Annotated in this window: 16 protein-coding genes; 10 read left to right on the top strand and 6 right to left on the bottom strand. The window is 68.3% G+C overall.

Going from position 1 to position 23,386, the window contains the following annotated elements; genetic code table 11:
* Positions 1-183: 183 nt before the first annotated feature.
* Both ACEN96_RS18025 and ACEN96_RS18020 read left to right on the top strand, forming a co-directional pair.
* A complete protein-coding gene (locus ACEN96_RS18025; RefSeq protein WP_495584449.1) occupies positions 184-999 on the top strand; it encodes a hypothetical protein in 816 nt (271 codons plus the stop codon).
* Between the two features lie 11 nt (positions 1,000-1,010).
* Positions 1,011-4,799: a calcium-binding protein gene (locus ACEN96_RS18020; protein ID WP_495584448.1), complete on the top strand. Its 3,789-nt coding sequence runs from the start codon at positions 1,011-1,013 to the stop codon at positions 4,797-4,799.
* A gap of 16 nt (positions 4,800-4,815) precedes the next feature.
* Here ACEN96_RS18020 and ACEN96_RS18015 read toward each other — a convergent pair whose 3' ends face one another.
* The gene (locus tag ACEN96_RS18015; RefSeq protein ID WP_495584447.1) at positions 4,816-9,879 is read right to left on the bottom strand and encodes a hybrid sensor histidine kinase/response regulator; all 5,064 of its coding nucleotides are present in this window, start codon (positions 9,877-9,879) and stop codon (positions 4,816-4,818) included.
* Positions 9,880-10,078: 199 nt separating this feature from the next.
* On the opposite strand from ACEN96_RS18015, the gene ACEN96_RS18010 reads away from it, so the two are divergent.
* Both ACEN96_RS18010 and ACEN96_RS18005 read left to right on the top strand, forming a co-directional pair.
* On the top strand, positions 10,079-10,546 hold the full coding sequence (locus ACEN96_RS18010) for a response regulator (protein WP_495584446.1): 468 nt from the start codon (positions 10,079-10,081) through the stop codon (positions 10,544-10,546).
* Between the two features lie 74 nt (positions 10,547-10,620).
* Positions 10,621-11,625: a bifunctional helix-turn-helix transcriptional regulator/GNAT family N-acetyltransferase gene (locus tag ACEN96_RS18005; protein ID WP_495584445.1), complete on the top strand. Its 1,005-nt coding sequence runs from the start codon at positions 10,621-10,623 to the stop codon at positions 11,623-11,625.
* On the opposite strand, the gene ACEN96_RS18000 is transcribed toward ACEN96_RS18005, so the two are convergent.
* Together ACEN96_RS18000 and ACEN96_RS17995 are read right to left on the bottom strand one after the other, a co-directional pair.
* A complete protein-coding gene (locus ACEN96_RS18000; protein ID WP_495584444.1) occupies positions 11,603-13,726 on the bottom strand; it encodes a TonB-dependent siderophore receptor in 2,124 nt (707 codons plus the stop codon). The two genes, ACEN96_RS18005 and ACEN96_RS18000, sit on opposite strands and share 23 nt — an antisense overlap.
* A 348-nt stretch (positions 13,727-14,074) precedes the next feature.
* Entirely contained in the window at positions 14,075-15,610 is a 1,536-nt protein-coding gene (locus ACEN96_RS17995; RefSeq protein WP_495584443.1) for an alkaline phosphatase D family protein, read from the bottom strand.
* A gap of 52 nt (positions 15,611-15,662) precedes the next feature.
* On the opposite strand from ACEN96_RS17995, the gene ACEN96_RS17990 reads away from it, so the two are divergent.
* Positions 15,663-16,106 carry a YMGG-like glycine zipper-containing protein gene (locus ACEN96_RS17990; RefSeq protein WP_495584442.1) on the top strand — a complete coding sequence of 148 codons (444 nt, stop codon included), beginning with the start codon at positions 15,663-15,665 and terminating at the stop codon, positions 16,104-16,106.
* Positions 16,107-16,165: 59 nt separating this feature from the next.
* Here ACEN96_RS17990 and ACEN96_RS17985 read toward each other — a convergent pair whose 3' ends face one another.
* From ACEN96_RS17985 to gbd, 3 genes are all read right to left on the bottom strand, one after another.
* Positions 16,166-16,690: a hypothetical protein gene (locus ACEN96_RS17985; RefSeq protein ID WP_495584441.1), complete on the bottom strand. Its 525-nt coding sequence runs from the start codon at positions 16,688-16,690 to the stop codon at positions 16,166-16,168.
* Between the two features lie 85 nt (positions 16,691-16,775).
* The gene (locus ACEN96_RS17980) at positions 16,776-17,363 is read right to left on the bottom strand and encodes a TetR/AcrR family transcriptional regulator (RefSeq protein ID WP_495584440.1); all 588 of its coding nucleotides are present in this window, start codon (positions 17,361-17,363) and stop codon (positions 16,776-16,778) included.
* 154 nt (positions 17,364-17,517) lie between these two features.
* The gene (gene gbd, locus ACEN96_RS17975) at positions 17,518-18,678 is read right to left on the bottom strand and encodes a 4-hydroxybutyrate dehydrogenase (protein ID WP_495584439.1); all 1,161 of its coding nucleotides are present in this window, start codon (positions 18,676-18,678) and stop codon (positions 17,518-17,520) included.
* A 97-nt stretch (positions 18,679-18,775) separates the two neighbouring features.
* Between gbd and ACEN96_RS17970 the strand changes: the two genes are divergently transcribed.
* The 5 genes from ACEN96_RS17970 (at position 18,776) to ACEN96_RS17950 (ending at position 23,348) form a co-directional block, all read left to right on the top strand.
* Entirely contained in the window at positions 18,776-19,786 is a 1,011-nt protein-coding gene (locus ACEN96_RS17970; protein ID WP_495588637.1) for an alpha/beta hydrolase, read from the top strand.
* Positions 19,783-20,655: a YbgC/FadM family acyl-CoA thioesterase gene (locus ACEN96_RS17965; protein WP_495584438.1), complete on the top strand. Its 873-nt coding sequence runs from the start codon at positions 19,783-19,785 to the stop codon at positions 20,653-20,655. The genes ACEN96_RS17970 and ACEN96_RS17965 overlap by 4 nt, the downstream gene beginning before the upstream one ends.
* 56 nt (positions 20,656-20,711) lie before the next feature.
* A complete protein-coding gene (locus ACEN96_RS17960) occupies positions 20,712-22,022 on the top strand; it encodes an AAA family ATPase (RefSeq protein WP_495584437.1) in 1,311 nt (436 codons plus the stop codon).
* Positions 22,019-22,699, top strand: a complete 681-nt coding sequence (locus ACEN96_RS17955) for a retron system putative HNH endonuclease (protein ID WP_495584436.1) — start codon at positions 22,019-22,021, stop codon at positions 22,697-22,699. The genes ACEN96_RS17960 and ACEN96_RS17955 overlap by 4 nt, the downstream gene beginning before the upstream one ends.
* Positions 22,700-22,850: 151 nt before the next feature.
* Entirely contained in the window at positions 22,851-23,348 is a 498-nt protein-coding gene (locus ACEN96_RS17950; protein WP_495584435.1) for a tetratricopeptide repeat protein, read from the top strand.
* Positions 23,349-23,386 lie beyond the last annotated feature (38 nt).

Below are 23,386 nucleotides of genomic sequence, written 5' to 3'. Positions count from 1 at the left end.
GGCGTTCCGAAACCTTGTGACGCCGTGCAGCGCGCGCCGAATGGCGCGGCGCGCGGGCGGGCTCACCAAGCATGCTCCAGATCGACAGGAGCGGCTGCAGTGGACCGGAAGCGACCCGAGACCCCGGACGGTGGGACGGATGGACCGAGACGGCACGTGGCGTGGCGGCCATGGCTGGCGGCGGTGCTGGTCCTCGGCGCGGGATGCGCCTGCGTCTGTGGCTATCTGTACGTGAAGAACATCGCACTGCCGGCGTACCGCCTGTCGCAACGTCTGGCGCGTGCGGAGGCGATGTTTCAAGAGCGCTGCAAGCGCGCCGGTGTCGTCATCCATCGCACCGTCCGGGACGTCGAGGAAATCCGCCTGATCAACGTCCGCACGGAGTGGCATCCCGTCGGGCAGTTCGCGCTGTGGGATCCCTACGGCCATGACCACGTGGGCGAGGGTTACATCGCGTCCTTCCTCCAACGGCCTGCGTGGGAAACGGGCGGATTGCCGAAGGGGCGCGAACCCCGATACCGGGCGGTCCATGCCGAGTTCCCGGATCCTGGCGTCATGCGGCGATTCCGCTACATGGCGCAGGCGCAGGCCCTCGACGAAATCCAAATATACGGTGACCGCTCCTACAGCAAGCAGTTCGTGACGAACGGGCAGATGCTGGCGGGCGAGCGCGTCTGCGGGCCTGGACCGCGGTATGGGCTGCGCTTCAAGGACCTCTCCACGCGCGAGGACCGCGACTACTGGATTGCCGGCAGCTCGTTGCAGGTCGTGGACCTGGAGCGCGATGAGGTGATCGCCGAGCGGATCGGCTATCTCTGGGACCCCGGGCAAGGTGACCGCGCCGGCGGCCGAACCCCTTGGGCAGTGGCCGCGCGCGACGCCTGCCCGCCGTTCACGCCCTTGCCTGGCATGCCCCCGTGGGAAGGGGGGGAGAGCGTGCAACCAGGGCAGGCGTTCCGGTTCGCTGCACAGGTCTTGATTCCCAAACCGCAGGAGTAGGAGTGGATCGTATGAACGTGAATGAGTTGAGCCGCTTGTCCCGTGTGCAGATGGCGGCCGAGGCCAAGCTATCGGAGCTGAAGCCGGCCGACGCGACATCTGAAGACCTGGAGCGGAAGCTGCTGAACGGCAACTCCTGGGCCAGCAAGTTTCCCGCCGCCGACGCTTCAGCCTTCGCCAGGGATTGGCGCGTTGTGGCTCACGAGATCGGTAATCGCTCCGGCTTCTCCGGCACCGTCTTCCGCCATCAGCAGACACGGGAGACGGTGATGTCCCTGCGGTCCACCGAGTTCATCGATGACGCGGTCCGGGACAACATGGCGACCAACGCCATGGAGATCCGCAAGACCGGATTCGCATGGGGTCAGCTGGCGGATCTCCAGAAGTGGTACGGAGATCTGAAACGGCAAGGGATCGTCGAGGATGGCAAGTTTTCGCTGACGGGCTACAGCCTGGGCGGACATCTCGCCACGGCGTTCAACATGATGAATCCGACGGCGGCGAAGCAGACCGTGACCTTCAATGGCGCGGGCGTGGGCAAGGTGAGGACCGGAACCCTGGCGCAGGCGCTCGAGGACTTCGAGCAGTTGCGCGTCTCACCACACCGGATCCTCTCGCGGCTTTCCGCCTCCGAGCGCGAGGCGGCCCTGTACCGCGATCTGCGCGATCACCTCGCCGATGGCAGCTGGACCATCGAGCAGGCGCGAGCCGAGATCAACCTGCGCTTCCCGGCCTCGCGCGTGCATGCGCCCGGCGGCCAATCGCTGAAGGTGCCGTACCGGTCGGAGTTGGTCGACGCGCTGCGGGGCTCGCTGAAGGACATGAAGTCGCTGCGCGACGAGATCGAGCGACTGAAGCACGTGTCGGCAGGCGTGCTACGGCCTGAACAAGTGCCGGCCAGCCAGATCGAGGCCCTGGACCTCGACTACCGGATGGCCGTACGCCTGACCGGAAAGCGGACGAGGTCCGCGTCGACCACTGCGAACCTCAAGCAGGGCGACGGCGAGAAGGCCATGCTCGCAGTGCCCGACGGCAACACAGCGTTGGGGAACCAGGTCGACGTCGTCGGCGCGACCAGGCCCTCGATGGTCGCCAACTGCCAATGGCATTACGGCCGCGAGGTCCGCGTGCCCGTGGAGGATCAGCCCTCGTACCGCGGCGGCATCGGGCGCAGCGTCGTCGACACGTCGATCAAGAACGGCGACGTCAAGTTGCTGGTCGACAACTTTGATCGCAAGGACTTCGGCGACACGCACAGTCTGGCGTTGCTCGTCGATTCGCTCGCGGTGCAACGGATGCTCTGTGCCTTGCTCCCCGAGTCCGCGGAAGATGGCGCGCCGGCGCTGATGTCCACCGTGATGCGCCGCGCCTCCAGCTTGCGTACCGAGGATGGCAGTCTGTTGATGGGATCGGGTCAGGGCCGTGCCGAAGGGGACGTCCTGGAGAACATCGTCAATGCGCTGGCGACGCTGTGCCTGGGGCCTGCCGAGGCTCCTCGGCTGAAAGGCAATCCAGCCGGCGGTACCTGGGCTGAGGTCAAGGACGCCGAAGGCTACAGCGGTCGGGACGCGCTCCATGCCCTGCTGAAGCGGATCGGCGACAGCCCCGTCTATCAGGCGTTGACGCATGCGTCGGTCCATCTGCGGATGGAGGCGTCGGACCGATCCACCGGGGCCGGGGCGCGCAAGGACTTCGGCGCCTTCGCCGCGCTTTTCGGATTGAGCCCGTTCACGCTGTATCTCGAGCCGGCCTTGGCCGCCTCGTCTTCGCTCGCTGCAGCCTTGTCCGCCGTCTGGGGCGAACGCTTCGAGGAGTGGAAGCAGGACCGCGCCGATCGCGGCTCCGAGGCCATCCGCGGGATTTCTGACGAGTGGATCGAGGCCCGATCCGAGATGCTGGCACTGCTCATGGACCGAAACGAGGCCAACACGCAGGGGGCGACTCGATCCGGTGGGTATCGGCGATTTCAGGATCTGGCGGGTGGTGTCGACTTTCACACCAGTCCGCCCGGCTCTGCGGCTGTTGAGCACGAGTTTGACGGGGCTCGACGCCCGAGGCGCCCGATCTCGATCACGCACCACACCGCGTTTGGCGACGCGGGATCGGATGAGCTGACGGGGCAGCAGAGGGACGATCGCCTGTTCGGCGGCGATGGCGAGGATCGGCTGTTCGGACTTGGTGGCGCCGACCATCTGGAGGGCGGCACGGGCGACGACCTGCTTGATGGCGGCGCGGGCGCGGACCTGCTGATCGGCGGTGAAGGCCGTGATATCTACCGGGTTGCCGACGGGGACGTGATCGTTGACAGCGATGGCCTGGGCCGCATCGTGCTGGATGGGCGTGAACTCGGCGGCCTGGCCCGCGTCGATGGGCCGGACCGATGGATCGGCAGCCACGGTGAGATCTATCAACGGGTCGGCACGGAGTTGTGGATCCGTCTGGACGGCGCGCATGTCAAGGTTCGGACGCCTCGGGAAGCCTTGCGACCGCTTGGTATCGAGTTGCCTGTCCCGCCTTCGACCGGAGCCCCCGAGGGCGGCGCGGGCGACGACCTTCTGATCAAGGACTTTGAGATGAACCGGCGCGTCTGGCACCGGCTGGTCTGGGACATGTTCGGCCCCTATGAGGTGCCGACATGGGAGGCGCCGGTGCTGGGCCGTGAGGTGGAACGGGTAGATCCGGCAGTGTTGCCCGGCGGATTGACGGTGCACCGCCTCCTGGGCACGGCCGCTGTCATGTCGTCACCCAGCGACGACCGCCTGTCGGGCGGTGCCGGTGCCGACTGGATCGTGGCGGGCGGCGGGAACGACGACATCGAAGGAGGCGACGGCCCGGATGTCCTCTATGGCGAGCAGGGGCATGACCGCGTGAATGGAGGGGCGCAGGACGACCAGATCAGCGGCGACAACCTGGGGTTCCTGCGTGCGACTGCAGCAAACCACGGCGATGACGTGCTCAGCGGCGAGGGCGGTGACGACCTGATTTTCGGCAACGGCGGCAACGACGTGGTCGACGGCGGCGAGGGAAGCGACGTGCTGTTCGGTGACGACGAACTGCCTTTCGTCGCGACTCCCCATGGTTCAGACCTTCTCCGGGGCGGTCCCGGAAATGATCTGCTGTTCGGCAACGGCGGTGCGGACCATCTGTACGGACAGCAAGGTGACGATGTCCTGGCCGGCGGCGTCGGGAACGATCAGTTGATGGGCGGCGACGGTGACGATCAACTCTATGGGGACGCGGCTCCCGCCGCGGTGGAGAAGCCGGCGATGCGGATCGTGGTTCGAGATACCCAGTTTGGAACGGTGCTGTTGCGCGCCCCGGCGCCGGACGAACTTGTCCCCCCGAGAAGCAGCACGGATGCGGACGATGATGTACTGGTCGGCGGCGCTGGCAACGATCTGCTCTCGGGCGGCGCCGGCGACGATCGCCTGGAAGGCGGCATCGGGGCTGATGTCTACTGCCGAGCGCTCGGACAAGGGCACGACGTCATTCGCGATTCACCCGAGGGATCGGGAACGGCGGAGATCGACGTGCTTCGGCTCGATGCCACCCTTGCGGCGTCGCGGACCGTCGCCACGCGTCTTGGCGAGGACCTGGTGCTGCGGTGGAGCCAGAGCGACAGCGTCCTGATCAAAGGCCAGTTCGCCGGGGAAGGCGGCGCCGGTATCGAACGCGTCGAGTTCGCCGATGGCGCGGTCTGGAACGCGCAAGACCTGGCGCGTCGCGCCCTGGTGGAGCTGGCGATCGAAGCGGCCGCAGGGCAGGGGTGGACGCAGGGCGCCGGGTTGCCAGTGGTCTGAGGCTGGACGCGCGCGCTCAGTGGCATAGCCAGCCCCGCAGCACGGTCAGCATGTTGGCCGGATCGACGGGCTTGGAGAGGTAGTCCCAGGCGCCGGCCTCGATGCATTTCTGGCGGTCTCCCTTCATCGCCTTGGCCGTCACCGCGATCATCGGCAGCTCGCGGCCGCGCGGCAGGCGGCGGATCTGCTGCATGGTCTCCAGGCCATCCATCTCCGGCATCATGATGTCCATCAGCACGATGTCGATCGACGGATCCTCCTGCACCAGCCGGATCGCCTCGCGGCCGTTGTCGGCCGAGACGATCACCATGCCGTGACCGTCCAGCACCGTCGCCAGCGCGAAGATGTTGCGCATGTCGTCGTCGACGATCAGCGCCTTCTTGCCGGCCAGCGGACAGCGCGCCTGCTGCGCGTCGAGCAGCGCCTGCCGCTCCCCATCGCCCATCTCCGCCGGCGCGCGATGCAGCGCCAGCGCCAGCGCGGCCAGCGCCGCGTCGCTGCCGGCGGCCGTTCGCACCGGCAGGCCCTGCGGCCTGGACCAGCGGTTCGCGCTGCCAGCCTCCTCGGCACCGCCCGCGCCCCCTGGCGCGGCCGCGGAAGACGCATCGAGCGCCACCACCGCCAGCGGCAGCGTGCCCGGCCGGCGTTCCAGCGCGTCCAGCACGTCCTGCGGCCCGAACGGGCACCAGGCCGCGTCCACCAGCAGCGCGTCCACGCCGGGCAGCACCTCGCGGGCTTCGTCGGCGGTGCGCACGATCACCGCCTCGACGTCATGCGCCAACGGTGCGAGCAGCGCCAGGCTGCCCGGTCCGTCGGGCATCGCCACGGCCAGCCGCCGCACCGGGCGGTCGAGGTAGCGCTGCAGATCGCGCAGCGCGCGGTCGACGTCGTCGCGCGACTGCAGCGGCTTGGCCAGGAAGCCCAGCGCGCCGGCCTGCAGCGCGCGCTCGCGCGCATCGTCCGTCGAGACCACGCACACCGGCAGGTGGCGCGTGTCGGGGTCGGACTTGAGCCGGTCCAGCACGCGCCAGCCCTGCATGTCCGGCAGGAAGATGTCCAGCGTGATCAGCGCCGGCCGGAATTCCTGCGCCATCGCCAGCGCGCCCGCGCCGGTCGTCGCCACCAGGCCCTTCATGCCGCCGTGGCGCGCCGCCTCGAGCAGCACGCGGGCGAAGGACAAGTCGTTCTCCACGATCAGCAGCACCCGGTCGCCACTGCCGATGTCCTCGCGGTCGTCCTTGGCCACGTTGGCGAAGACGATGCTGTCGGGCCCCGTCTCCAATTGCGTGCGCGAAGGGTCGCCCGGCGGCGGCGCGGCGGCGGCGGGCGGCGCACGGCGCGCCGCGGCGCGCTGGACCGCGGCCTCGGCGAGCTCCGCCGCGCTGATCGACGCCGGCGTGCCGGTCCTCGTGTCGTCGCCGACCGCCGCTTCGGTGCCGGCGTCGGCGCTGGCGGCGGGGGTGGACGGGGATTCGGACGGCGCCGCGCGCTGCCGCGCGGTGCGCGCCGGCGTGTAGTGCTGCGGCAGGTACAGCGTGAAGGTGGAGCCGCGGCCGGGCGCGCTCACCAGCTTGATCTCGCCGCCCAGCAGCCGCGCCAGCTCGCGGCTGATCGCCAGGCCCAGGCCCGTGCCGCCGTACTTGCGCGAGGTCGAGCCGTCCGCCTGCTGGAAGGCCTCGAAGATGATCTGCTGCTTGTCCGACGAGATGCCGATGCCGGTGTCCGTCACCGAGAACGCGATCACCTGGCCCGCGTGGTTGAGCACCTCGTGATCGGCCGACCAGCCGTCGGCGGCCGCGCTCACGTTGAAGGTCACCTGGCCCTGGTGCGTGAACTTGAAGGCGTTGGACAGCAGGTTCTTGATGATCTGCTGCAGCCGCTTGACGTCGGTCACCAGCGACTTGGGCAGCGGCTGCTCCATCTCGACGGCGAAGCCCACGTGCTTGGATTCCGCGAAGTGGCGGAAGCTGCGCTCCACCGAGCGCTGCAGCTCGTCCAGCCGCAGCTCGCTGACGTCGACGGCCACGGTGCCGGACTCGATCTTGGACAGGTCCAGGATGTCGTTGATCAGCATCAGCAGGTCGTTGCCGGACGCGTGGATGGTCTTGGAGAACTCGACCTGCTTGAGCGTGAGGTTGCCCTCGCTGTTCTTGCAGAGCTGGTCCGACAGGATCAGCAGCGAGTTCAGCGGCGTGCGCAGCTCGTGCGACATGTTGGCCAGGAACTCGGACTTGTACTTCGAGGTCAGCGCCAGCTGCTCGGCCTTCTCCTCCAGCGCCTGGCGCGCCTGCTCGACCTCGGTGTTCTTGCGCTCCACCTCCTGGTTCTGGTGGGCCAGCAGCTGCGCCTTCTCCTGCAGCTCGCCGTTGGTCTGCTGCAGTTCCTGCTGCCGGCGCTGCAGTTCCTCGGCCAGCGACTGGGACTGGATCAGCAGGTCCTCGGTCCGCGTGCTGGCCTCGATCGTGTTGATCACGATGCCGATCGATTCGGTGAGCTGGTCCAGGAAGGCCTGGTGGGTCGAGCTGAAGCGCTCGAGCGAAGCCAGTTCGAGCACGCCGCGCACGCGGCCCTCGAAGACCACCGGCAGCACCAGCACCTCCATCGCCGCGGTCTCGCTCAGGCCCGAGGCGACGCGGAAGGCGCTGCCCGGCACGTTGGGCAGCAGGATCTTCTCCTGGTCCAGCGCGCACTGGCCCACCAGGCCCTGGCCGAGCGAGAGCTCCTTGCCGTGCGTGGCCAGGCCCCCGGAGGCGTAGCTGGCGATCAGCTTCAGGCGCGGCATCTCGCCGCGCATGTTGAGCACGTAGAACTCGGCCTGCTGCACGCCGACCACGGGCGCCAGCTCGCTCAGGATCAGCTGGCCGACGGTGACCAGGTCCTTCTGGCCCTGCAGCATGCGGCTGAACTTGGCCAGGTTGGTCTTGAGCCAGTCCTGCTCGGTGTTCTTCTGCGTCGTGTCCTTCAGGTTGCGGATCATCTCGTTGATCGTGTCCTTGAGGGACGCGACCTCGCCCTGGGTCTCGACCGTGATGGAGCGCGTCAGGTCGCCCTGCGTCACGGCGGTGGCGACCTCCGCGATCGCGCGCACCTGGGTGGTCAGGTTGGCGGCGAGCTCGTTGACGTTCTCGGTCAGGCCCTTCCAGGTGCCCGACGCGCCCGGCACCTTGGCCTGGCCGCCGAGCTTGCCCTCCACGCCGACCTCGCGCGCCACGGTGGTCACCTGGTCCGCGAAGATGGCCAGCGTGTCGGTCATCGAGTTGATGGTGTCGGCCAGCGCGGCGATCTCGCCCTTGGCCTCGACGGTCAGCTTCTGCGCCAGGTCGCCGTTGGCCACGGCGGTCACGACCTTGGCGATGCCGCGCACCTGGCCGGTCAGGTTGCCGGCCATGAAGTTCACGTTGTCCGTCAGGTCCTTCCAGGTCCCCGACACGCCGCGCACCGTCGCCTGGCCGCCGAGTCGGCCCTCGGTGCCGACCTCGCGGGCGACGCGGGTCACCTCGGCGGCGAAGGACGAGAGCTGGTCCACCATCGTGTTGATGGTGGTCTTGAGCTCCAGGATCTCGCCGAGCACGTCGACGGTGATCTTCTTGGAGAGGTCGCCGGCGGCCACGGCCTTGGTCACGTCGGCGATGTTGCGCACCTGCGAGGTCAGGTTGGACGCCATCGAGTTGACCGAGTCGGTCAGGTCCTTCCACGTACCCGCCACGCCCTGCACGTCGGCCTGGCCGCCGAGCTTGCCCTCGGTGCCGACCTCGCGCGCGACGCGGGTCACCTCGGCGGCGAAGGAGCGCAGCTGGTCGACCATCGTGTTGACGGTGTTCTTGAGCTCCAGGATCTCGCCCTTGACGTCGACGGTGATCTTCTTGGACAGGTCGCCGGCGGCCACGGCGGTGGTCACCTCGGCGATGTTGCGCACCTGCGAGGTCAGGTTGCCGGCCATGAAGTTCACCGACTCGGTCAGGTCCTTCCAGGTGCCGGCCACGCCCTGCACGTCGGCCTGGCCGCCGAGCTTGCCCTCGGTGCCGACCTCGCGCGCGACGCGGGTCACCTCGGCGGCGAAGGAGCGCAGCTGGTCGACCATCGTGTTGACGGTGTTCTTGAGCTCCAGGATCTCGCCCTTGACGTCGACGGTGATCTTCTTGGAGAGGTCGCCGGCGGCCACGGCCTTGGTCACGTCGGCGATGTTGCGCACCTGCGAGGTCAGGTTGCCGGCCATCGAGTTGACGGAGTCGGTCAGGTCCTTCCAGGTGCCGGACACACCCTCGACGCGCGCCTGGCCGCCCAGGATGCCCTCGGTGCCGACCTCGCGCGCGACGCGCGTCACTTCCGACGCGAACGAGCGCAGCTGGTCGACCATCGTGTTGATGGTGTTCTTCAGCGTCAGGAATTCGCCCTTGACGTCGACCTCGATCTTCTTGGAGAGGTCGCCCTGCGCGACGGCGGTGGTCACGTCGGCGATGTTGCGGACCTGGTCGGTGAGGTTGCCGGCCATCGAGTTGACGGAGTCGGTCAGGTCCTTCCAGGTGCCGGCCACGCCCTTGACCTTGGCCTGGCCGCCGAGCTTGCCCTCGGTGCCGACCTCGCGCGCGACGCGGGTCACCTCGGCGGAGAAGTCGCCGAGCTGCTCGACCATGCGGTTGATGGTCTTGGCGGTGTGGAGGAACTCGCCCTGCAGCGGGCGGTTGTCGACCTCCAGCGCCATGGACTTGGTGAGGTCGCCCTCGGCGACGGCGCCGATGACGCGGGCCGCCTCGCTGGTCGGGTGGACGAGGTCGTCGATCAGCGCGTTGATCGACTCGATCTGCTGGCCCCAGAAGCCGCGCATCTCGGGCAGGGCGGCGCGCTGCTTCAGGCGGCCCTCCTTGCCCACGACCTGGCGCAGGCGGGCGAGCTCGGCGGCCATCGAGGCGTTCTGCTCGACCACCTCGTTGAAGGCATCGGCGAGCTTGCCGGCCACGCCGGTCCAGTGGAAGGGCAGGCGGATGTCCGGATCGCCCCGGCGCAGCGCATGCAGCGCCAGCAACATCGCGTTGAGATGCTCGGCCGGGACCACGGCCACCCCTTCTTCCAAGACGCTCATGAAGCGACTCCCGGCCGTCTGATCGCGGCTCAACCGGGCGACTTTAGCCGCGCCGCCAAATCCGTGGGCCCTGGGTTTTGGAGGGGCGGGGCGGGCACGCCGCTTGCCGAGTGACAAGGCCGACGGACGGCTGATGCCGCCCGGGCTTTGTCGCGCGCGCACTGCTGTTGCGTCGTGTTGCATTCAGGGAGAACGCCCCGTGTCCGAATCATCGTCGCAAGCGCTGAGGGTCCTCGTGATCGATGACGATCCCGAGGGCGCGCGCAGTCTCAGCGAGCTGTTCCGCTGCTATGGCTGCGCGACGGCGGTGGCGTACAGCGGCCGGGTCGGATTGCGGCTGTCCAAGCTGTTCCAGCCGGAGCTGGTGTTCGTCGACTTCGACATGCCGGACATGAACGGGCTGGAGGTGGTGTCCGAAGCCAAGCTGATCGATGCCGAGGCCGGCCGCCATGTGATGTACGTGTGCCTGACGGGCGGCGGGCCGGAGATCACCGATGAGATCGCGGGCGCGGCCGGATTCAACCGGCTGCTCTACAAGCCGCTGAAGGTGACCGATCTGCTGGCGGTATTGCTGGCGGCAAGGCCGGGCAATTTCGTGGCGGGCAACAACGCGCCGGCGATCCGCCCCTCGCGCCCGACGTACGGGAATCGCACGCAGCGGCATTGAGACGGACTTCCCGACCATCGCTTCAGGCAATCAATTGATTGCCAAAAGCAAGCATATGGCGCAGCATGCGCGCCATGACCGACAGTGACCGCATCGAGGCCGTCCGCCGCTTCAATCGCTTCTACACGCGCCGCATCGGCGTGCTCAACGAGGGATTGCTGGACTCCGAATTCAGCCTGACCGAGTGCCGCATCCTCTGGGAGCTGGCGCATCTGGAGGGCGGCGCGGGCATCACCGCGACCGATCTGGGACGGCTGCTGGATCTTGACCCGGGCTATCTCAGCCGGCTGCTGCGCGACCTCAAGGAGCGCGACCTGGTCCGCGCTTCCCGCAGCGAGACGGACGCCCGGCAGTCGCTGCTGACGCTGAGTCCTGCGGGCCGCAGGGCGTTCAAGCCGCTGGACCGCCGCTCGCGCGAGCAGGTGGGCGAGTTGCTCGATCAGCTCGGCGAGGCGCAGCAGTCCGAGCTGCTGCAAGCCTTCCGGCGCGTGCAGGGGCTGCTCGAGGATCCCGGCGCGAAGCCGGGGAAGGGCGGTTTCCTGCTGCGGCCGCACCGCCCGGGCGACATGGGATGGGTGATCTCGCGGCACGGCGCGCTGTACGCGCGGGAGTACCAGTTCGACATGAGCTTCGAGGCGCTGGTGGCGCGCATCGCGGCCGATTTCCTCGAGCAGTTCGATCCGCGCCGCGAGGCCTGCTGGATCGCCGAGCGCGACGGCCTGAACATCGGCAGCGTGGCGCTGGTGCAGGCGCGCGACGACCAGACCCGCGCGCCGGTCGAGGGCGTCGCGCAGCTGCGCCTGCTGCTGGTCGAGCCCTCGGCCCGCGGGCTGGGATTGGGCGATCGCCTGGTCGCCGAGTGCCACCGCTTCGCGCGCGAGGCCGGCTACCGGCGCGTGCGTCTGTGGACCAACAGCCAGCTCGACGCGGCGAAGCACATCTATCGCAAGGCGGGATACCAGCTCACCGGCAGCGAGCCGTACCGCGGCTTCGGGCTCGACCTGGTCGGGGAGACCTGGGAGCTGGATCTGACGGCCGCCGGCGCGCCGCGCGCGCTCAGTAGCTCAGCTGCAGGCTGAGCGTCCAGGTGCGGCCCAGCGCGGGGGACACGACGTTGGCGTTGATCGCGCCGTCGAAGTAGTCCCTGTCCAGCAGGTTCTTCAAGCCCGCGTTGACGCGCCAGGCCGGGCCGGCGTAGCCAACGCTGGCGTCGACGACCGCGTAGCCCGGCAGCGTGAACGGCAGGCTGCCGCGTTGGCGGCTCACCGCGCGGCCGCCCAGGCCCAGCGTCCAGTTCGGCAGCCAGGTCGGCTTGTAGAGCGCCCACAGCGTCGCCGCGTGCAGGGGCTGCAGATTGATCGGCTTGCCCAGGATCGCGGCGTTGTTGTCCCGGGTGACGCGGGCGTCGGTGTAGGCATAGCCGGCGGTCAGGCTCAGGCCGTCCTTGAGGCGCGCGCCGACCTCGAGTTCGACGCCGCGCGACTGCTGCTCGCCGGTCTGCACGCTGAAGCCGGCGTTGACGGGATCTGCCGTGGTGACGTTCTGGCGCTTGAGATCGAAGATCGCGAGCGAGCCGGTGAGCCGCCCATCCGCCGACTCGTGTTTCAGCCCCCATTCCCACTGCTTGCCGGTCTCGGGCACGAAGCCCTTGCCATCGACGTCCTGGCCGCTGACCGGCAGGAAGGATTCGGACCAGCTGACGTAGGCCGACCAGCCGGGCAGGAACTCCTTGACCAGGCCGGCACTGCCGACCGTGGCCGCGTCGTTCTTCAGCGACTGCGTGTTGCGGACGCGGTCCTCGATGCGCTCGCGCGAGAGGTCGCGGCGCACGCCCGCCAGCGCGGTCCAGCCCTGGCCGAACTTGAGTTGGTCCTGCAGGTAGAGGCCGGCGGCGGTCAGCGTCGACGGAGCGAAAGCGCTCAGGTTCGCGGGGCAGGTGGCGGGCGCGCCGTACTGCGGGTTGAACAGGTCCAGCGGCGCGATCGTGCAGGAGCGCGAGCCTTGCCGGCTGTGGCCGCGCCGCGCGTCGAGGCCGGCGACGAATTGATGCGCGATCGGGCCGGTGTCGAGCCTGGCCAGCAGCGAGGTGTCGGTGGCGAGGATGTCGTAGTCCAGGTACTGGCGCGTCGCCGAGCGGTTCTGCAAGCGGCGGTTGGCCTGCAAGGCCTGCAGCGCGACGAAGTTGCCGGTGCCCGATTCCTCCTCGTAGCGCACGCCCTGGCGCAGCGTCAGCGCCGGATTGAAGCGGTGCTCGAGGCTGTAGCCGAGGGTCTTCTGCTCGACGTCATAGCCGCCGAAGGAGGCGTCGCCCGTGAACATCGTGCGGCGCACCGTGCCGTTGGGGTTGGCCAGCAGCGTGCCGTAGGGCGTGGTGCCCTGCTGGCGGATCCATCGGCTGTTCGAGTAGCTGGTGAAGATCACGAAGTCGGTGTCGCGGCCGAAGTCGATCGACAGCGAGGGCGAGATCCAGCGGTCCTTGCGCCAGACCTGGTCGGTGGCATCGTCGCCGTCGGAGGTCTGCGCGGTGACGCGCAGCGCGGTGCGGCCATTCGCGGACAGCGGCTCGTTGAGGTCGGCGGACAGCGTGCGGCTGTTGAAGCTGCCGAGGTCGATGCCGCCGTCGAGGCGGCGCACCGCCTCGGGCCGCTTGCTGACCGCGTTGACCAGGCCGCCGGGCTGCACCTGGCCGTAGAGGATGGAGGACGCGCCCTTGAGCACCTCGAAGCGCTCATAGGCGTAGCTGGTGAGCCGCGTCCACATGCCGGGGCTCTGCACCAGGCCGTCGATGAGGATGGACTCGGTCGAGCGGAAGCCGCGGATGTTGATGTCGTCGAAGCCGCGGCGGCCGAAGTTCACGGGGCTCACGCCGGGCACGGTCTGCAGCGCCTGCTGCAGGTTGGTGATCTGGCGCGAGTCCATCACCTCGCGGGTCACGACGCTCATGGCGCGCGGGGTCTCGAGCAGGCGCATCTCGGCCTTGCCGGCGGTGATGCCTTGGGTCGGCGCGAAGCCGGTGTCGCGCTGCACGCTGCCGTAGATGACGACGGCGTCCATCTGGCGCGGGCCATCGTCCGGCGCGGCGGGCGGCTCCAGCGCGTGGGCCGTGGACAGGCTCGACAGGCCGATGGCGATGGCGATGGCGGTGAGGGAAGGGGGGCGGGCAAGGGCGCGCGAGGGCATGGACATCGAAGACAACGCGGCGCCGGCGCGGGAAGGCGCGCGGCGCGGGGTGAAGGAATCCGCGTTGCATGGCGACGGCGAGCAAGGCACGGCGAGATCGACCGGATCCGCGAGGCGGCGCCGGAGGCATGGGAATCGAGGGTGCTGGCGGCAGGCGAAGACCCGTGAAGGACGGGGACCTGCTGGCTCGCGCTCCGCGGGGAAGGGCGGAGGGACTCGTGACCAAGGGGCAGGGCGCTGGTAGCGCTCCCAGGTCACGAGGCGCGAAGTGTAGCGAGTTTGTTTCGCGCGACGAGGAATGACGGGCCGCTCATGGGGCCATCGACGCCGCGGGAGGTCGGGAGCCGTTCAAGCCGGCTGAGGTCCCGGCCGTCCCGCTTCGACCGCGAAGCGCGCCGCGGTGAACGACGGGCTGTCCGCATCCCAGGGCGATCGCACGCTGCGCAATTCGGCATCCAATCGATCGGGCCGGAGTTCGAAGCGCATGTAGCCGCGCTGGTCGCTGCGGCCGTAGCGGATGTGCGGGTTGAAGGGCAGGGCCTTGTCCACGTGCGACTGCGCGCGGCCTTCGCTGGAGATCGAGGTGCCGCAGAACTCGCTCGCGAGCACCGCGGCCTTCTCGTCGTCCCAGTCGAGCTTCAGGTCGGAGACATAGTTGGCGTGGACGTCGCCGCCGAGCACGACCGCGTTGGGCACGCGCCGCGACGCGAGATCGCGCAGCAGGCGCTCGCGGGCGAAGGGGTAGCCGTCCCAGCCGTCGGTCCAGTAGCGGCCGGGTCCCTGGGCCGGGTCCTGCGCGTTGAAGCGCGCCATCAGCGTCTGCTGCGCGAGCAGGTTCCAGGGGCGGGTCGCGTCCCAGCTGTCGCGCAGCCATTGCTCTTGCGGCGCGCCGAGCAGCGTGCGGCGCGGGTTCAGCAGGTCGGGACAGTCCTTCAGTTTCACGGTGTTGGAGCCGCCGCGGCCCGGCTTGGGGCAGACCTGCCGATCGCGCCAGGAGCGGTCGTCGATGGTGATCAGCCGCGCCAGGCGGCCCCAATCGACGCGGTGGCTGAGCGCGATGTCCACGCCCTTGGGCCGCATCGATTTCGGGAATGGCTGGTGCTCCCAGTACGCCTGCGCGGCGGCGATGCGGCGTTGATGGAAGTCCGGGGCCAGGTCTTCCGGCACATCGCCGGCCCAGTCGTTCTGGACCTCGTGGTCGTCCCAGATGAGGATCCACGGCGCGTTGGCATGCATCGCCTGCAGACGCGGATCGCTCTTGTACTGGGCGTAGCGGCCGCGGTAGCCGTCCAGCGTGTGGCAGGCGCCGCCGGCGTGGCGGCGGGGCGCCTTGCTGTCGATGGCGGTGGCGGATTCGTAGATGTAGTCGCCGAGGAAGAGCACCAGGTCGAGGTCCTGTCCGGCCATGTCGCTCCAGGCGGCGTACTCGCCGTGGTCCCAGCGCTGGCAGGACGCGATCGAGAAACGCAGCGAGGCGGGCATCGCGTCCGCGGCCGGCGTGGTGCGCGTGCGGCCCGCGGGGCTTTGCTGGCCCAAGGCGCGGAAGCGATACCAATACCAGCGGTCGGGACGCAATCCGGCCGGCTCGGCGTGCACGCTGTGCGCGGTTCCGGGCTCGGCCCGCTCGGTGCCGCGCGCGACGATGGACTTGAAGTGCTCGTCCTCGGCCACTTCCCACTGCACGTCAGCCTCGGCCGGCAGCGCGTCGCCCAGCAATCGGGTCCACAGCACGACGCGATCCGCCCTCGGGCTGCCGGAGGCGACCCCAAGCCCGAAGAGCGGCTCGCTGGCGGCATCGGCACGGCGCAGGAAAGCCGGCAGGCAGCCGGCGGCAAGGGCGGCCTGCAGCAGGCCGCGGCGGGACGGGGTCCAGGGCTTGGTCATGGGGCCAAGCGTAATTCCGATCTGTGTCGGTTCAGGGAACGGACGCGCGGGCATGGCGCTTGCCGCTCTCTGGTCGATGCCAGCCATCGCTCCCGCGTTGCTCCAGCGTCAATCGATTCGGCTGCGCGCCGAAGGCCCCGGTGCAACGTTGTTTGACCCATCAACCAACGAAGGGGACATCATGACAACCTCTCTCACCACCTCTCTCTCCCGGGCCACGCTCGTGGTCGTCGCCAGCGCGGCCATGGCCGTCGGCTGTGCGTCGGACCGCCATCGCCATGAAGACGTGCGCAACGCGGCGGTCGGCGCCGTCGGCGGCGCGGTCGTCGGTGCGGCCACCGGCGGCAGCGCGCTGACCGGCGCGGCTATTGGCGCGGTCGCAGGCGCCGTCATCGGACGCCTGTTCATCGAAGGCAAGGACCGCGAGGTCTACTCCGACGGCCGCGGCGGCCGCTATTGGCGCGACGAGGACGGGCGTACCCATCCGGTCCGCTGATCAAGCGCCTCCGCAGTCCGCATGCCAGAACCCCTCGCGGTTCTGATCGGTGGGGCGGTTCACCGCCCCGACGCATCGCCGGCGCCGTCTCCTTGAGGCCGCGCCCGGCGAAGCCGCACGCTCTGCGCCACGAATCCGGCGATGAAGAGCAGCAGCCATCCCAGCAACGCCGTTTTCACCACCGGGTCCTCCGGGCCGGCCGCGAGCGGATGGGCGGCGGGCAGGCGGGTGAGCGTCTCGTTGATGCCGGGCACCAGCAGCAGGAAGAAGCTGAAGGAGAGCCCGAAGGTCTTCAGATACGGCCCCAGCTTGCCCAGGAAGCGCAGCCGCGGCACCAGCAGCGTGCCGCCGAAGGCCGCGAGCAGCGCCAGCACGCCCAGCACATGACCGGGATTGACGCCCACGACGCTGGAAAGCCCGAAGGACGTGAACACCGACAGCGCGAGTCCGCCCAGATAGACGCGCCCGGAGCGCCTGCCGGTCTCGATGCGGCCGAAGCGGGCGAAACCATACAGCCCCGCCACGACGGGCGCGAGGCTGATCAGCGTGTGGGCGATGCCCAGCGGAGAGAGCGGGTGAGGCATGGTGCGGTTCACTTTCTATCTACTACTTGGTAGATATTCGGGTCAAAAGAAAGGGCGGCATCGCCGCCATCGCGAGGGGCCGCCGTCAGGCGGGCTGGGTCAACTTGAGGATCGCCGGCTGGACGATGGTGGCGAAGGACTTCGGATCATCGAGCGCGCGGGCCATCAGCATCGCGCCGTGCACGAGCGCCATGAAGGCGCGGGCGGACACCGCGGGGCTGTTGAGCAGGTGGAACTGGCCGCGCGCGACGCCGCGCTTGAGCACCGAGGCGAGCCACGCGTTCAGGTCATGGAAATGGGTGCGGACCTCGACCGCGATGTCCTCGGGAATGGAGGGCAGCTCGGTCGCCAGCATCGTGCAGATGCAGAAGGGATGCTCGCCGCTGCGGATGCAGCTGGCCCAGTAGTCCGCGTAGGCGTTGAGCTCGGACAGAGGATCGTCCAGTTGGGATTCGAGCGACGCGAGGCCCGCCTTCGCCTCCTGCCGGTACAGCGTCACCACCGTCATGACCAGCGCGGCCTTGCTCGGGAAGTGGTGATGGATGCTGGCCTTGGTGATGTTCACCCGCTCGGCCAGGTCGGCGTAGCTGAAGCTGTTGTAGCCCCCGGCGACGAGCAGCAAGCGCGTGTGCGCGACGATCTCGGCGGCCTTGGGGGAGAGCTCGGAGGTCATGAAGGCGAGGGCGGCAGAGTGAAACTGGTTCGCACTCTACTAGTTGGTAGGGTGCTTGTCAAAGAGGCTGCTGCTCTTTGGGGCGCCCCCCTCTCCCCGCCCTCTCCCCGTTGGGGCGAGGGAGTTCACGCCGAAAGCGCGCCTTCTTCGCGGGTCACATCGACTCGTCCAGCATCCGCCGGTAGTCACTTGCCGAGGCCTCGCGGGGATTGGTCTTGTGGCAGTGGTCGTGCTGCGCGCGCTCGATGATCTGCTCGTACAGGTCGACCGTCACGCCCATCTCGCCCAAGCCCGATGGCAGCCCCAGCCGCTGGTTCAGCGCCTTGACCGCGCCGGCGAGCTCGTCGGCCGGCGTGCCCTCCTGCAGGTTCATCGCGTGGCCCATGCGGGCGATCTTGTCGTCGCGCCGCATCGAGTCGTGCATCCCGTTGAACCGGATCACCGCCGGCAGGAACACCGCGTTCAGCGTGCCGTGGTGCAGCCTGGGCATCAGCCCGCCGAGCGCGTGGCTCAGCGAATGCACGCAGCCCAGCCCCTTCTGGAAGGCGAGCGCGCCCATCGTGCTCGCCGCCATCATGTCCAGCCGCGCGCCGATGTCGTCGGGATGCGTGGTCGCGCGCTCGATCTGCCGCCAGCCGCGGCGCAGGCCCTCCAGCGCGATGCCGTCCGCCGGCGGGTTGAACGCCGACGACATGAAGGTCTCCATGCAGTGCGCGATCGCGTCCATGCCGGTCGCCGCGGTCAGCGCCGCGGGCAGCTTGCGCGTCAGCTCCGGGTCGCAGACCGCCGACTTCGGCATCAGCTCCCAGTTGTGGAAGCCGAGCTTGCGGCCGTCGTCCACGATGATGATCGCGCCGCGCGCGACCTCCGAGCCGGTGCCCGCCGTCGTCGGCACCGCGATCACCGGCGCGGCCTTGGCCGTGATGTTCCCCGCGCCGCCCAGGATCGTCGCGTAATCCGTCAGCGGCCCGTCATGCGTGGCCGCGATCGCGACACCCTTGGCCAGGTCGATGCTGGAGCCGCCGCCGATCGCGATCAGGCCGTCGCATCCGCCCGCGCGGTACAGCTCGGCGGCCTCGCGCACGGCGGCCTCGGTGGGATTGGGCGGCGTGCCGTCGTAGACGGGCAGGGCGGCCGGATCGATCGGCGAGGCCGTCCAGGCGTCGAGGACCAGGTCGAGCACGCCCGCCGCGCGCACGCCCTTGTCGGTGACGATCAGCGGCCGCGCGATGCCGGCCCGGGCGCATTCGGCGCCGATGACGCGCCGGGCGCCGGCTTCCAGGTGGATGTGGGTCAGATACTGGATCAGTGCCATCTCGAGTCCTCTGCGAAAATCCCGCGATTGCGGCTCGGCGAACGGCTGAGCCTACGCCCTGGAGTTCCCGTTGAGTAGCACCTTGTTGACACCGCGGATGGCCGCCGTGCTCGAGCGCATCCATCGCGCCAACCGTCCGTCCTTCCCCAGCCTCTCCCCCAAGCAGGCGCGCATCGCCTACCTGATGGGCGCCGAGATCCTGGACCTGCCGAGGGCACCGCTGCCGCGTGTCGAGAATCGGGCAATCCCCGGTCCCGGCGGCGACATCCCGGTCCGCCTTTACGCGCCGGTGACACGCGAGGAGGCCGCCGCGCGCGATCCGCGCGGACTGCCGGTGCTGCTGTACTTCCATGGCGGCGGCTTCGTGATCGGCAACCTGGAAACGCACGACAGCCTGTGCCGTCAGCTGGCGCTGCGCACCGGCTCGGCGGTCATCGCGGTGGATTACCGGCTCGCGCCGGACCATCCGTTCCCCGCCGCCGTCGACGACTGCTGGGCCGCGCTGTCCTGGCTGGCCGAGTCGGCGCCCGGGCTCGGCCTGGACCGCGAGCGCATCGCCGTCGGCGGCGACAGCGCCGGCGGCACGCTGGCCGCGGTGACGGCGCTGCACGCGCGCGACATCCGCGACGAGCTTGGCGTGTCGCTGGCGATGCAGCTGCTGATCACGCCCGGCGCGACCGCGCACGCGGACACCGATTCGCATCGCCGCTTCGCCAAGGGGCATCTGCTCGATGCCGAGACCATCGCGTGGTTCTTCAACCAGTACATCCCGGTCGAGCGGCGCGAGGACTGGCGCTTCGCGCCGCTGCAGGCCGAGGACCACGAGGGGCTCGCACCCGCCTGCCTGATCCTGGCCGAGGCCGATCCGCTGATCGACGAGGGCATCGCCTACGCGGACCTGCTGCGCGCCAACGGCAACGCGGTGCGGCTGGAGCTCTTCCGCGGCGTGACGCACGACTTCATCAAGATGGGCCGTAGCATTCCCGAGGCCGACCTCGCGCTGGACGCCTGCGCCGACGCGCTGCGCGAGGCCTTCGGCCTGCCCGCGCCGACGCCAGCGGCATCCATCCCCTCGGCCCCTTCGACTTCTTCCGTCGAGTCCGCATGACCACCACCGCGCTTTCCCGCGATCGCTTCCGCTTCTTCGAACGCCTGCGCGTGCGCTGGGCCGAGGTCGACGCGCAGCAGATCGTCTTCAACGGCCACTACCTGACCTACTTCGACACGGCGGTGGGCGGCTACTGGCGTGCGCTGGCGCTGCCCTACGGGCCGACGATGCAGGCGCTGGAGGGCGACCTGTTCGTGCGCAAGTCGACGCTGGAATACCTGGGCTCGGCGCTGTACGACGAGCTGCTGGACATCGGCGTGCGCACCGAGCGCGTGGGCACGACCTCGCTGACGGTGAGCTGCGCGGTCTTTCGCGGCGACGAATGCCTGGTGCATGGCGAGCTGGTCTATGTCTTCGCCGATCCGGTGGCGCGCGTGCCCAAGGCCGTTCCGCAGGCGCTGCGCGATCTGCTGCTGGGCTTCGAGCGCGGCGAGCCGATGACCGAGGCGCGCGTGGGCAACTGGGCCTCGCTCGGGGGCGATGCGCACAAGATCCGCCAGGCCGTGTTCGTCGAGGAGCAGAAGATCCCCGCCGACATGGAGTGGGACGCCGCCGACGAGAGCTGCACGCACGCGGTGGCCTACAACCGGCTGGGCCGGCCGCTCGCGACGGGACGGCTGCTGGAGCACGTGCCGGGCGTGGCGAAGATCGGGCGGATGGCGGTGCTGTCGCCGATGCGTGGCAGCCGCGTCGGGCGCCAGGTGCTGGACGCGCTGATGCAGGCCGGGCGGGAGCAGGGCTACCGCGAAGTGCTGCTGCACGCGCAGCTCAGCGCCGAGGGCTTCTACACGCGGGCCGGATTCCAGCGCCGCGGACCGGTGTTCGAGGAGGCCGGGATCGCGCACGTGGAGATGGTGCGGGGCTTGTGAGCCTCATCGGCGCCGGCGCCAGGTCGTGGGAAGATGAGTAGAAGAGGGCACCCGACATGTACATCGAACGCATAAAGCTCAAGAACTACCGCGGGCACGAGAAGCTGGACCTTAGCTTCCAGCGAGGAATGACAGTCGTCGCAGGCGTGAACGGCGCTGGAAAGACATCACTTCTTCAGGCGTTCTTTGAGGTACTTACACAGGCCGTCCCCAATCTTCCGAACATCTTTTTTGCTGGTCCCTTTTCGGAGCCCGGATTCGCACGGGTGAAAGTAGTCGCGCCAAATGCGCGAGCCCGCTTCGAAGAGCAATATCCAGTGGAGGTCGAAGCTTCGGGCGAGGTCTACGGCACCCCGATGAATTGGGGCGTCTATCGAACTCTTGCAAATGTTCAGTTAGGAGGATCCAGTCCGAATATCGCGCTACAAGCGAGAGCGCTCAGTGGTGCGCAGGGTTCTGAAGGTCCTCAAATCCAGTCACTTCCAGTCGTTACGTTCTATCGTGCGAGTCGGGCTTGGCATGTGCGAGACACAGACGCGCTTAGTGCTGCAGTTGAGCGCAACTCTCGCGCACACGGGTACGAAAGCTGGGCGATCGCTGGACAAGACGCGGAAGCCCTGCAACGCTGGATAGTTGCAAAGTCGCTTGAACGTCTTCAGGTCGCGTCCGAGACCGGGCAGACGTTCTCAGCGATTCACGGCGATGAGCTCGGTCAGGCAATCCGAGCCTTGAGCGCCGCCTTGGGAACGTTCAGGTTCATTCGTTATGACTTCCAGAGCAAGAAGATCTTGGTGGAATGGCATGACCAAGATGGGGAGTTCCATGAGCCGGTTGCCTTCGAACACTTAAGCGCAGGCCAGCGTGCCGTGATCTGTTTGATCGCCGATATTGCTCGGAGGATGTGTCTCCTGAATCCGCATTTGGGTGATGAGGTGACATCTCAGACCGAGGGCGTCGTCCTGATCGACGAGCTCGACATGCATCTACACCCCGAGTGGCAACGTGCATTGACGCGTGGCCTGACGAAGGCCTTCCCGAAGGTGCAATTCATCGTTGCCAGCCATTCGCCGCAGGTGATCGGCGAAGTGCCTCACGAGAACGTCATCCTGCTGACGCCGGACGGACCCGTGAATCCGCAGGGCAGTTTCGGCATGACCTCGAATCAGGTCTTGCAGGAACTGATGGACGCTGAGGTCCAGGCCACGTCGGTCAAGAAGAAGCTGGATGAGATCGGAGAAGCTCTGACGCGGAATCAACTCGACCAGGCGGAGTTGAAGATTCGTGAACTCGCCGGTGAAGCGCCGGAGTTGCGCGAACTCGCCAGCGCTGAGGCGCTTCTCAAGCGCAAGAGGACGATCGGTCGATGAGGCATTTTGCAAAGCGAGCGTCACCGCCGGCATTTGAAGAATGGAAGAGCAGGGCAAACGACGATTGGTCGCCAAGCTACGACACGTTGGCCGGTGCTCCAAGGCGTGCACTGGTACGTGCACTTCTCGAGGAGCAGTCTTTCGTGTGCTGTTACTGTGGCCGGCTCATCGACGAGACGACCTGCCACGTCGAGCATGCGCGACCGCAGCAAACGCACGCGCAACTGGCGCTTGAATACCTCAACCTGCATGCGTCCTGCATTCGCGTTCCCGAGGTCAAGGGCGCGAGCTTGCATTGCGGACACGCGAAAGGAAATGACTTCTGCGAGGAGCGCTTCATTTCCCCCATGGACGACACGTGCGAGCGTCGCTTCATGTACGACGTGAGCAATGGCGCCGCCCTGCGCGTTGATCCGAACGACGTGCCGGCTGCGTACATGCTGGGTCTTCTCGACTTGAACGTGAATGTCCTGAAAGCGTGGCGCAAGGCGGAACTGGACGGTGTTTTCGACAATGAGTTCGTCATGACGACGACCGAAGAAGAGCTTCGGCATATAGCTGAGAGCTTCAGGCGCGCGGACGCTGATGGACGCTGCAAAAGCTTCGGCCATGTGATTGCCCGGCATGCAGAGCAACTGATCCAGGATATGCGGCGGCGGACTGAAGTGACCGGATAGCGCCTCGTCCTTCGTGCCCGGAGGGGCTTGCGTCAAGGTGTGGTGAGTCCTACAACTGCCGGCGCGGCGTGCATCCAACGGCATCGCGCGTCCGTATGTGTGGAAGCAGGAAGTCCTGCATCACGCCCACATCACGCTCGAGGAGCCCCTCATGAAGCCTTTGACCCTGTCGATCCTGGTGGCCGCCTGCGCCGCCGCTGCTTCCGTCACCCCCGCGCTGGCCGCCGACATGTCGCCGCCACCCGCCGCGAAGCCCGCGCCGGCGGCGAACCGCCTCGCCACCGCGCGCCAGTTGATCGAGGCGCGCCAATGGGATGCCGCGCGCGATGAACTCAAGCGCGTCGACGACCGCCGCAGCGCGGACTGGAACAACCTGATGGGCTACGTGTCCCGCAAGGCCGGCAGCCCCGACCTCGCGGCCTCCGAGCACTATTACGACGAGGCGCTGCGCATCGACCCGCATCACCGCAACGCGCTGGAGTACTCCGGCGAGCTCTATCTGATGAAGGGCGACCTGCCGAAGGCGCAGACCCGCCTCGCGTCGCTGGCCACGGAATGCAACGCCGCCTGCGAGCAGTACGCCGACCTCAAGGAAGCCATCGAGCGCTATCAGGCCAACGGCAACAAGTACGTGTCCAAGGGCTGGTGAACCCATCGCTCCAAACACGAAGGGCCCGGAAGCTGTCG

The organism is Roseateles sp. Mitsp63 (genome assembly GCF_059491535.1).
This window is presented reverse-complemented; position numbering and strand designations above follow the sequence as displayed.

Bases quoted from the DNA above. Each gene is read 5' to 3' on its own strand.
- ACEN96_RS18020 (WP_495584448.1), top strand. From the start codon at position 1,011: ATGAACGTGAATGAGTTGAGCCGCTTGTCCCGTGTGCAGATGGCGGCC.
- ACEN96_RS18015 (WP_495584447.1), bottom strand. From the start codon at position 9,879: ATGAGCGTCTTGGAAGAAGGGGTGGCCGTGGTCCCGGCCGAGCATCTC.
- ACEN96_RS18005 (WP_495584445.1), top strand. From the start codon at position 10,621: ATGACCGACAGTGACCGCATCGAGGCCGTCCGCCGCTTCAATCGCTTC.
- ACEN96_RS18000 (WP_495584444.1), bottom strand. From the start codon at position 13,726: ATGCCCTCGCGCGCCCTTGCCCGCCCCCCTTCCCTCACCGCCATCGCC.
- ACEN96_RS17995 (WP_495584443.1), bottom strand. From the start codon at position 15,610: ATGACCAAGCCCTGGACCCCGTCCCGCCGCGGCCTGCTGCAGGCCGCC.
- ACEN96_RS17990 (WP_495584442.1), top strand. From the start codon at position 15,663: ATGGCGCTTGCCGCTCTCTGGTCGATGCCAGCCATCGCTCCCGCGTTG.
- ACEN96_RS17985 (WP_495584441.1), bottom strand. From the start codon at position 16,690: ATGCCTCACCCGCTCTCTCCGCTGGGCATCGCCCACACGCTGATCAGC.
- ACEN96_RS17980 (WP_495584440.1), bottom strand. From the start codon at position 17,363: ATGACCTCCGAGCTCTCCCCCAAGGCCGCCGAGATCGTCGCGCACACG.
- gbd (WP_495584439.1), bottom strand. From the start codon at position 18,678: ATGGCACTGATCCAGTATCTGACCCACATCCACCTGGAAGCCGGCGCC.
- ACEN96_RS17970 (WP_495588637.1), top strand. From the start codon at position 18,776: ATGGCCGCCGTGCTCGAGCGCATCCATCGCGCCAACCGTCCGTCCTTC.
- ACEN96_RS17965 (WP_495584438.1), top strand. From the start codon at position 19,783: ATGACCACCACCGCGCTTTCCCGCGATCGCTTCCGCTTCTTCGAACGC.
- ACEN96_RS17960 (WP_495584437.1), top strand. From the start codon at position 20,712: ATGTACATCGAACGCATAAAGCTCAAGAACTACCGCGGGCACGAGAAG.
- ACEN96_RS17955 (WP_495584436.1), top strand. From the start codon at position 22,019: ATGAGGCATTTTGCAAAGCGAGCGTCACCGCCGGCATTTGAAGAATGG.
- ACEN96_RS17950 (WP_495584435.1), top strand. From the start codon at position 22,851: ATGAAGCCTTTGACCCTGTCGATCCTGGTGGCCGCCTGCGCCGCCGCT.